Origin of the sequence: Candidatus Magnetominusculus dajiuhuensis, from assembly GCF_046044395.1 — a bacterium.
In the GTDB taxonomy this organism is placed as follows: Bacteria; Nitrospirota; Thermodesulfovibrionia; order Thermodesulfovibrionales; family Magnetobacteriaceae; genus Magnetominusculus; species Magnetominusculus dajiuhuensis.
This window is the reverse complement of record NZ_JBJUSG010000136.1, coordinates 1-9,297: the sequence shown is the minus strand read 5'-3', so window position 1 is coordinate 9,297 and position 9,297 is coordinate 1. Positions and strand designations below refer to the sequence as shown.

Below are 9,297 nucleotides of genomic sequence, written 5' to 3'. Positions count from 1 at the left end.
TCAAAAACCCTTTTATCAATAGGTGCAAATTTCTATATCGGAGCTTGGGTGAAAACCCCAGCAATTCTCAATGAGAGGTAAAGATAGCACTGGCATTGTGCATAGCATGTCTGTCAATATAGTAAGTATGTAGTTATAGGGATGTAAGATTGGATAGATTCCCTTTGAGAGCGTTTTTTTCAATGAGAATAGGGGTCATATTATTTGATGAACTGCTAAAAAACAAAATCCCCCTTTTTATATTTTGATTAAGGTGAGGCTATTGAATAAGCGAAAATTCGGCCATATAGTTACAAAAATGACAACGGGTCTATGATTCTTTGCAACAGGGTCTGCCAGTCTGGAAATATAAGTTACAACTGACATCAGTTGTTTAAATCTATCCGGTGTGCCCGAATCCTCGCGCGGCCAAAAACTCCTCAGGTGTGGGGCAAAAACATCTGGTCGGCGTCCATTGAGCTTCTTACAAGCGGGGCGGAGGCCACGGCGTCAAACCCTAGTTCCTTCGCCTTTTCCCTGTATAAATCAAAGACGCCCGGAGGTATGTACTCTACAACCGCAATATTGGTCTTACGCGGTCTCAGGTACTGCCCTATCGTTACAAAATTACACCCGCACGCCCGTAAGTCTCTCAGGACGCCAATGACCTCGTCAAAACGCTCACCCAGGCCTACCATCAGGCCTGACTTCACTTTTACCTTTGATGAGTAATCCCTTGCCGCTTTCAGCATCCTTAAAGACAGTTCGTAATTGGCCTGAGGTCTCACCTTATAGTACAACGACGGCACGGTCTCAACGTTGTGATTAAACACGTCCGGTTCGGCTTCAAGTACGCAATGGAGTGCAATGAGATTGCCCTTAAAATCAGGAGTCAGTACCTCTATTTGAGCGTTTGGAAGCAGCGCCCTGACTTCCGACACTGTGGCGGCGAAGTGCGCGGCCCCCCCGTCAGGCAGGTCGTCGCGGGTGACGGAGGTGACTACCACATGTGTCAGGTTCATGGCCTTTGCCGCCCCGGCGACGCGGCGTGGCTCTTCGGCATCAACGGGCGATGGCCTTACATGAGAGACTGAACAGAAACCGCAGCTCCTCGTACAGTCCTTTCCCAAAATCATAAATGTGGCCGTAGGGCGGCTGAAACAGTGGCCGCGGTTGGGGCATCTGGCCTCTTCACAGACCGTTGACAGGCGGTTTTGGCGAAGGAGGCGTTTTGTCCCCCTTAGACCTTTAAATGTGTTGGTTTTAAGCCAGTCCGGAAGTCTTTCCATATGTTTATTTGTAGGAACCTTCGCGTTTCGCCGCTTCCCATAGGGCGTCCATCTCGGCTGCTGTCATGGCGCTGAGGGGTTTATTATTAAGATTTTTGGCGCTTTGCTCCATGTGTTGAAATCTCCCGATGAACCGGTTTATAGTCTTTCTCAGGGCATCTTCGGGATTGACCTGGACAAACCGCGCGATATTGACTATGGTAAAGAGGATGTCGCCGAGTTCGTCCTCGATTTTGGCGGGGTCGTTGAGGCTTACGGCCTCCTTAAACTCGGTGAGTTCCTCGTCGAGTTTCGATAGCACCCCGACGGTCTCTCTCCAATCGAACCCTGCGCGCGAGGCCCTGTCGGTAATCATAAACGCACGCAGGAGCGAAGGAAGTGTCTTTGGTACGCCGCTTAGTGAGGATTCCTCGTGCCTTCCCTCAGATTTTTTTATCGCGTCCCACTGTTTAAGCACCTCTGCGGCGGTTTCGCATACCCCCTCGCCAAACACATGGGGATGGCGTGTTACCATCTTATCGCTTATCCCCGCAATAACGTCGTAGATGTCGAATGTCCCCTTTTCCTTTTCGATTCGGGCAAGGAACAGCAACTGAAACAAGACATCGCCAAGCTCTTCACGAATCTTATCAGGGTTTTCCTCCTCAACGGCCTCTATTAGCTCATGGGTCTCCTCAATCAGATACGCTATCAGGGTGTGTGCCGACTGCTCCTTGTCCCACGGGCAACCGCGCTCTGACCTCAGCGCGTCCATTATCCCGACAAGGCCTGTAAATCCAGACGGTTGGCGTTTCATTGGTAGAATATTATAAAAAGGTATATAGAGGTGTCAATAGCCGGGCAAACGCATTAGAAATTACCTCCCATATTTTTGTCACCTCCCTCATTTTGTCATTCCGGCTTGTCCGGAATCTGTCCTTATGCCTCAGAACATATACAATCATTATGAAACTCCTACTAAAGGAAAGATTCCGGACAAGCCTGAATGACAGCAAAAGCACCGGAATGACGGAAAGGGACAAGTAGGAATGATTGCATAGGTATCTTCTGCTTTATTTTCCAAATGCGTTTGCCCTGGTGTCAATAGCCGACATGTTTTTGTAATAATATACCATGGTCAGCTCTCTTTACATCCACATACCCTTTTGTCTGAGGAAATGCCCGTACTGCGATTTTTTTTCGATACCGTATGAAAACGGCATGGAAAGAGAGATGGAAAGACGCTATGTCAACGCCCTGAAAAGTGAGCTTATACTGCGAAAAGATAATATCGTTACACTTAGGACTATATATATCGGGGGCGGCACACCCTCTGTCTTTGAGGCGGGGTCAATTGCGCGGCTCCTTGAATTTATTAATAATAATTTTGGTATAGAAAACGGTGCCGAAATCACTATGGAGGTAAACCCTTCAAGTGCTGACGACGAAAAACTCCGCGCCATCAGACAGGCGGGCGTAAACAGGATAAGCGTGGGTGTGCAGTCCCTTAACGACGAGGAATTAATATCACTGGGACGTATTCACAATGCGGCGGAGGCCGTCAGGGCATTAGAAATTATAAAAAAATATTTCTGGAATTTCTCTGTTGACCTCATCTATGGCCTTGAGGGTCAGACCGTCGGGGGCTGGGTGAGGACAGTCCGGAGGGCGCTATCGTTTGCCCCGCCACACGTATCGGCATATGAGCTGACCCCGGAGGCCGACACACCCTTTGGTCGGCGCGTTATGAGTGGGGAGGCAGTCCTTCCTGAGGAGGACGCAATTGCCGCGATGTATTGTTCGGCGGCTGAGCAGTTTGGCGGTGCTGGACTTTGCCACTATGAAATCTCAAACTTTGCCAGAGCGGGGTTTCTATGCCGCCATAACGAAAACTACTGGAGGCGGGGCCTCTATGCGGGGATAGGAGCTGGTGCGCATTCTCATCTGAGAATACTATATAGTGGACAGGGCTACTCTCTGAGAAGTTCAAACGCCGCTGACCTCATGCAATATCTAACCAACATAGAACACAATACGCTGCCAGTTGGCGAGACGACGATTATTGACGGCTGCGAAGGGCTGAAAGAAGACATATTTCTTGGACTTCGAACCGCGGAGGGCGTGTCCGTGGAAAGACTCAGGGAGGGCGGTATTGACGTTGCGGGATTACAGGGGCTTGTGGAAAACGGCCTTGCGGAGATTGACGAGACCCGATTGAAACTGACGAGAAGGGGGTTTCTCGTCAGCAACCGAATCATAAGTTCAATCATGGATAAGATTGACGCGCAGCGGGGTCATTCCCCTAAGAGCGTCTGAAATGTCTGATGGTGCAGCTCCTCCTCGGCGAGGATTTGCTCAAAGAGCAGCCTCGTGGTGGAGTCGCCCTCGTCGTTGGCCATTTTGATGATCTTTTTGTAGAGCTCGATTGCATAAGCCTCTTCGGCTAAATCCTTCTGGAGGATTTCCTGCTCGCTGCCAGTAATGTCTACGAGGTCAGGAGTTGTGGTTGGAACTTCACCGAGATAGACGAGCCTCTCCGCTATTTTCTCCGCGTGGAGCATCTCCACGATGGCTATTGCCCGTAACTCCGTACCTATGAATCTGGCCCTTTTTCCTTTTATCATTATGTGTTGAAAAATGTACTGAATACTGACCTTGAGTTCCCTCGCAATTGCCGCGTTCATCATCTTTTTCAATTCCGCACTTGCCATAAATAACTCCCTCCTGTAATTTAATTGCGTCTGACTGCCGGTCAGCTCAATGCCGCCGGATATGGGTCGCAGCCGTCACCTGACGTCACTGATGTGAGGCAGACCTACGGAGTCGTGCCCCTGAACCATGAGCCATGCGCCGCCTTTTCTTTCGAACGTGGATGTGGACCTGACCTTCATAGATACGGTTTTGCCGTCAAGCGTGATGTTGCAATCACTAAGCTGGGCTGACCAGGCCACCCTTGCGGACATATTTACATGAATGGTCTCTTCTATGAGCGAACACTTGTAAGTCGCCTTCATGCCGGCTGTTTTTTTCATATGCTCTGCAATCTTATCAAACCCCACGATATAATCGCCGGTCATTATATCAATGGCGACTACATCGGCGTCGTGGGCGACGTATTTTAAAAACCCATCCATATCGCTTTTCAGAAAGGCGTTGTTTATATCGTCTAAGACCTTCTTTACCTGCGCCCTATATACATCCTGTCCAACGGGCTTCCCTGAGCCGCACATAGCACCTTTACTCATAAGCAGCACCGCTGCCGCGGCAACCAACACGTACAGCACCTTTTTCATCGTCTTTGCCTCCTTGAGCAAGCCATCCCTCAGGGGGAATCCGTGGCGTGCAGGGCAGCCCGCTTGTTTTGAGTTATTAATCGGCTGTTATTCTTCTGGCGTTCCAAGAGAGTGGTGTGCCTGGATGAGGAGCCATTTGCCGTCTTTTTTTATCTCGACGGCCGTTGACCGCATCGTCACTTTCTTGCCGCTTTTGGCCATAGTGCAATCGCTCTTCTGGGCTATCCATGCCACGTCACTTGATTTGTTTACGTTGACAGACTGTTCGGTCATCTGGCACTTGTATGCGCGTAGTTGAGCGGCCTTTTTTAAGCCATTTTTAACGTTCTCATATCCGACATAATAGTTGCCGTCCTCTGCGCCTATGATAGTGAGGCTGGCGTCCGATGCGATATTGCTCATCATGGTATCTATATCGCCTTTCTCGTATGCCTGGTTTATGCCGTCAAAGGCCTTTTTCGCCTGGGTCTTTGCGGGTTCCACAGCAAGTTTCTGACTGGCCTCGACAAAGAACATCCCCGCCGAAGCCACAGCCGCACCGGCTAAGAGTATTTGCGCCGCTAATTTCTTCATAATATTGTGGCCTCCGAATAATCCTTGATTTATAGTACAGCCGCGACCGGCTCACTGATAGTAATATTATTGCCCTGCTTATGTCAACATGCGGCCCGAAAAGTTTCAGCGCCCGTATTAATACAATAATTTAACAAAACTATAACAAAATTATAACCACACCTTAATACAATTGTAACAATATGCCGATATAATACACGCATGGATATAATAACAAACGATAGTCCCGCAGGGGCGGCACCCGAACAAATAACCAGCACAGATTCAGGAGGAACAGACATGGCGGACAACTCACACAAGAGTAATGTTTTCAGGCTTGAACTTCCCTCAAACGGGCATCCTGTTATCAGGGCCGCACTGGAGCGCCTCATGTCATTTCACCGCCTTAATAAGCTATATGAGGAGCTGGCCAGAAGGGAAGGCGGCTGTTTTGTTACAAAAACGCTTGAGGCGCTCAATGTGAAGTATGAGATTTCAGATGAGGAAATCAGGCGCATCCCCGCCTCCGGGCCTGCCGTCGTTGTGGCAAATCACCCGTTTGGAGGCATAGAGGGGATGATTATTGCCTCTGTACTGCGCATGGTTCGTCCTGACGTCAGGATTATGGCCAACTATCTGCTGAGCTATATCCCTGACATCGCAGACATGTTCTTCTTTGTTGATCCTTTTAAAAAGAAAGACTCTTACCGTATGAATGTCAAATCCCTCAGAGAGACAGTTTTGTGGGTAAAACAGGGCGGCATGTTAGTGGTCTTTCCAGCCGGTGAGGTCTCACACGTTGACCTTCAAAAACGCGAAGTAACCGACCCCAAATGGGACTCCTCCATTGCAAGGATAATAAGGAAGACCGCATCCCCCGTCCTGCCTGTTTACTTTGGCGGCTCAAACGGCATATTGTTTCAACTGGCCGGCCTGATACACCCGCTCCTACGCACGGCGATGCTTCCACGCGAATTTCTGAACAAGGAAAAGAAGACCATACGCGTGAAAGTCGGCGGTATAGTCTCATTTAACAGGCTCTCAAAGATAGAATCCGACGATGCGGTGATGGACTACCTTAGGCTGCGCACATACCTGCTTGCTAACGGCACAGAGCCAAAGAGAAAAAGACGATTCCCCTTCAGCCTGCCATTCAACATTACGAAAGGGGCATCAGAAGGGGCGGCACCCATTGCCCCTGCTGAAAATCCCGATGTCATGCGCTACGAAATAGCCGCCCTGCCGGAGGAACAAATCCTCGTCAGACACGGACAATACACCGCCGCCAGCGCATATTCATGGCAGATTCCCTCTATCCTTAGGGAGATAGGCCGCCTGCGCGAGATAACCTTCCGCGCCGGTAATGAAGGCACGGGCAAGGCGGCAGACACAGACCAATTTGATGCTCATTACCTGCATCTGTTTATCTTCAATAGCGACAAAAACGAGATTGTAGGGGCTTACAGGTTTGGAAAGACAGATGAGATACTTATGAAACAGGGAACAAAGGGGTTATACACGAGCACACTGTTTAAGTATGGCGAACAATTCCTCGACAAGATAAGCCCCGCGCTTGAGATGGGCAGGTCTTTCGTCAGGCAGGAGTACCAAAAGAGTTACCTGCCGCTTCTGCTCCTGTGGAAGGGAATCGGCCAAATAGTCTCGTACAATCCCAGATACAGATATTTGTTTGGCCCTGTGAGCATAAACAAGGACTATACCGGCGCTTCAACCCAGCTCATCGTGTCCTTCCTGAAGATGACAAGTTACATTCCATCGCTGGCAAGATACATAAGGCCAAAGACCCCGCTCAGGGCGGAGTCAGTAACAGGTTGGGATAGCGGCACCGCCCTGTCGTTTGTCAGGGATATAGACGACATATCGGAGCTGATTGCCGCAATCGGGGACTCCGGGGGCGTGGCGCAAGGCCAGTCGTCCGCTGAATCTACCCCCCCAAAGGGTGTACCCATCCTGCTCAAGCAGTATCTGCGGCTTGGGGGCAAGTTAATCGGCTTTAACATTGACCATAGTTTCGGCGACTGCCTTGACGGCCTTATTCTTGTTGATTTGACAATGACTGAACCAGCCCTCCTGACCCGTTACATGGGAAAAGAAGGTCTCGACGCGTTTTATAAATATCACGGCAAGGCCGCTGTGTCAGCCGCATGAGGCCAAAGCGCCACATAAGCGGCTAGTCCTTCACATCGTCAAAGGAGACTTCGCTTGACTTTGACCTGGCCTCTGAGAATGTAATCTTAAACCTCGTGCCTTTTTCTTTGTTTAAGGCAACCGTGCCGCGTAGTTGGTTTTCCACAATGGACACCACAAGCTGCAGGCCGAGTGTCTCGTTGTCCCTAAGGCCGACAGACTCCGGCAATCCCACGCCGTCATCCCATATGTCAATGTCATACTCACCGTTATGGCAGGATACGGTAATACCAATCTCACCGCTTCTGCCGCCTTTAAAGGCATGTTTCAGGGAATTTGACAGCAGTTCATTCAACACAAGGCCGCACGATACGGCCATATCCACACCGATGGACAGCGTAGGTATGTCAACTTTAAGCGCAACCCTTGAGGTATTCACGCCGTAGGAGCGAAAAAGCCCCCTGGCGAGTTTTCCCACATAGTCGGCAAAATCTATATTGGCAAGGGTTTCGGACTGGTGCAGCCGCTCATGGACAAGTGACATTGCCAGTATTCGGTTCTTAGTCTCATTAAACATCTCGGCGTCCGCGGGGTCTTTAATAAGCCCGGACTGGATATTAAGAAGGCTTATGATGATTTGCATGTTGTTTTTTACCCTGTGGTGAATCTCCCGAATAAGGATTACCTTCTCCCGCAGGGACGCGTTTATCTGGTTTTCCATCTTCTTGTGAGCGGTGATATCGCGGGCGATGCCAGTATAAAACGTCCCGCTCTTTGTCTTCCATGAGGCCAGTGAGATATCAAAGGAAAACTCTGTGCCATCCTTTCTAAGCCCCTCAAACTCGACCCGTTTACCGGACATGTATGACTCACCGAGGAGCTGAAATGCCTTAAACGCCCTTAAATATGCCTCGTTAAGGCGTTCGGGGATTAGTATCGAAATGGGTTTATTGATTACCTCCCCGGCGGTATATCCGAACAGGGACTCAGCCCCCCTGTTAAACGCGATAATTATGCCCTGAGAGTCAGTAGAGATTATTCCATCCATGACGGATTGAATCAGGGAGCGAAATTTCATCTCCGACTCCGTGATTACCTCCTCAGCCGCTTTGCGTTCATCTATCTCCTCTGTCAGGCGCACATTCGTTTCTTTCAACTCGGCAGTGCGCTCCTCTACGACGGTCTCCTGCGTATCTTTGGCCTCTTTGAGGGCCAGCCACTGCCGCCTCAGGCGCTTTGTAAAAAACAGCATTGTCAATGACATGGAGATGAATATAAATATGTGCAGGACGATGAAATTATTCCTCTGGTTAATAGTGTATTTGGCAATAGAAGACACCGGCACGGTCACCGATATACCGCCTCTGACATCGCCTTCTTTGTATCCCTGTTTGTCGTGGCACTTCAGGCAGGATGTCTTCACCTTCAACGGGGCCATATAGATAAACGTACCTTCCGGCCCCTGCAGCCTGACTTCCTCCTCAGAACCCTTCTCAAAGCGCTTAAGGGCCGCCGCTTCCCACGGTGAGGCTATATTGCCCGGCCTTATGGGCTTAAGGCTCGTGATGTGAAACTCCACGCTGTTTATGCTTTTGGCCATTTCTGATATCTGGCGCGTCATATATGCCGGGTTAACCAATGTCAGTTTTTTACCGTCAACAGTGGTTATGTCTCTTTCGGGGACGTCAATATAGGGATTGGGCTGCGATGTCTCTGTAACGGGGACATAGACGCCGCCATGGCTGGAGTTCCAGAGGCGTGTGGTCTCAATCATTTTGAACATCGAGCGGCCTGACTCAAGGGCCATATTAAACGCCTCTTCTTCCAGCAAATACAAATGCCACTTCAACGAAGCCAGAGATACAAGCGCCCAAAACACCACCGGCAGCACCCAATAACAATGGGACTGTAAGTAATCCCTGCACATTCCCCTACTATCGTCCTTAGCCATAACCCATGTCCCTTGTTATACCATAATTCGTATTATTTGTAAAGTTAATGCCCAATACCCAAGCTCCGATATAGAAATTTGCACCTATTGATAAAAGGGTTTTTGA

Annotated in this window: 8 protein-coding genes; 2 read left to right on the top strand and 6 right to left on the bottom strand. The window is 49.6% G+C overall.

The features are described from left to right. Nucleotides 1–419: 419 nt before the first annotated feature. Both lipA and mazG read right to left on the bottom strand, forming a co-directional pair. A complete protein-coding gene (gene lipA, locus AB7D94_RS14735) occupies nt 420–1,268 on the bottom strand; it encodes a lipoyl synthase (protein ID WP_420266718.1) in 849 nt (282 codons plus the stop codon). A 4-nt stretch (nt 1,269–1,272) separates the two neighbouring features. Continuing rightward, nucleotides 1,273–2,064, bottom strand: a complete 792-nt coding sequence (gene mazG / locus AB7D94_RS14730; protein WP_420266717.1) for a nucleoside triphosphate pyrophosphohydrolase — start codon at nt 2,062–2,064, stop codon at nt 1,273–1,275. A gap of 317 nt (nt 2,065–2,381) precedes the next feature. Between mazG and hemW the strand changes: the two genes are divergently transcribed. Then, the gene (hemW, locus tag AB7D94_RS14725) at nt 2,382–3,563 is read left to right on the top strand and encodes a radical SAM family heme chaperone HemW (RefSeq protein WP_420266716.1); all 1,182 of its coding nucleotides are present in this window, start codon (nt 2,382–2,384) and stop codon (nt 3,561–3,563) included. On the opposite strand, the gene AB7D94_RS14720 is transcribed toward hemW, so the two are convergent. From AB7D94_RS14720 to AB7D94_RS14710, 3 genes are all read right to left on the bottom strand, one after another. Beyond that, entirely contained in the window at nt 3,542–3,958 is a 417-nt protein-coding gene (locus tag AB7D94_RS14720; protein WP_420266715.1) for a ferritin-like domain-containing protein, read from the bottom strand. The two genes, hemW and AB7D94_RS14720, sit on opposite strands and share 22 nt — an antisense overlap. Nucleotides 3,959–4,033: 75 nt before the next feature. Then, nucleotides 4,034–4,540, bottom strand: a complete 507-nt coding sequence (locus AB7D94_RS14715; protein WP_420266713.1) for a YybH family protein — start codon at nt 4,538–4,540, stop codon at nt 4,034–4,036. 87 nt (nt 4,541–4,627) lie between these two features. Continuing rightward, nucleotides 4,628–5,113, bottom strand: coding sequence for a nuclear transport factor 2 family protein (locus AB7D94_RS14710; protein ID WP_420266712.1), 486 nt, complete (start codon nt 5,111–5,113; stop codon nt 4,628–4,630). Between the two features lie 201 nt (nt 5,114–5,314). Here AB7D94_RS14710 and AB7D94_RS14705 point away from each other — a divergent pair, with 201 nt between their 5' ends. Further along, nucleotides 5,315–7,261 (top strand): lysophospholipid acyltransferase family protein, encoded by a 1,947-nt coding sequence (locus AB7D94_RS14705; protein WP_420266711.1) that lies wholly within the window; start codon nt 5,315–5,317, stop codon nt 7,259–7,261. A gap of 22 nt (nt 7,262–7,283) precedes the next feature. On the opposite strand, the gene AB7D94_RS14700 is transcribed toward AB7D94_RS14705, so the two are convergent. After that, nucleotides 7,284–9,191 (bottom strand): histidine kinase dimerization/phosphoacceptor domain -containing protein, encoded by a 1,908-nt coding sequence (locus AB7D94_RS14700; RefSeq protein ID WP_420266710.1) that lies wholly within the window; start codon nt 9,189–9,191, stop codon nt 7,284–7,286. Between the last annotated feature and the right edge of the window lie 106 nt (nt 9,192–9,297).

What these genes read in the sequence shown, in the direction of transcription:
- hemW (WP_420266716.1), top strand. Translation starts at nt 2,382, where the DNA reads ATGGTCAGCTCTCTTTACATCCACATACCCTTTTGTCTGAGGAAATGC.
- lipA (WP_420266718.1), bottom strand. Translation starts at nt 1,268, where the DNA reads ATGGAAAGACTTCCGGACTGGCTTAAAACCAACACATTTAAAGGTCTA.
- mazG (WP_420266717.1), bottom strand. Translation starts at nt 2,064, where the DNA reads ATGAAACGCCAACCGTCTGGATTTACAGGCCTTGTCGGGATAATGGAC.
- AB7D94_RS14700 (WP_420266710.1), bottom strand. Translation starts at nt 9,191, where the DNA reads ATGGCTAAGGACGATAGTAGGGGAATGTGCAGGGATTACTTACAGTCC.
- AB7D94_RS14715 (WP_420266713.1), bottom strand. Translation starts at nt 4,540, where the DNA reads ATGAAAAAGGTGCTGTACGTGTTGGTTGCCGCGGCAGCGGTGCTGCTT.
- AB7D94_RS14705 (WP_420266711.1), top strand. Translation starts at nt 5,315, where the DNA reads ATGGATATAATAACAAACGATAGTCCCGCAGGGGCGGCACCCGAACAA.
- AB7D94_RS14720 (WP_420266715.1), bottom strand. Translation starts at nt 3,958, where the DNA reads ATGGCAAGTGCGGAATTGAAAAAGATGATGAACGCGGCAATTGCGAGG.
- AB7D94_RS14710 (WP_420266712.1), bottom strand. Translation starts at nt 5,113, where the DNA reads ATGAAGAAATTAGCGGCGCAAATACTCTTAGCCGGTGCGGCTGTGGCT.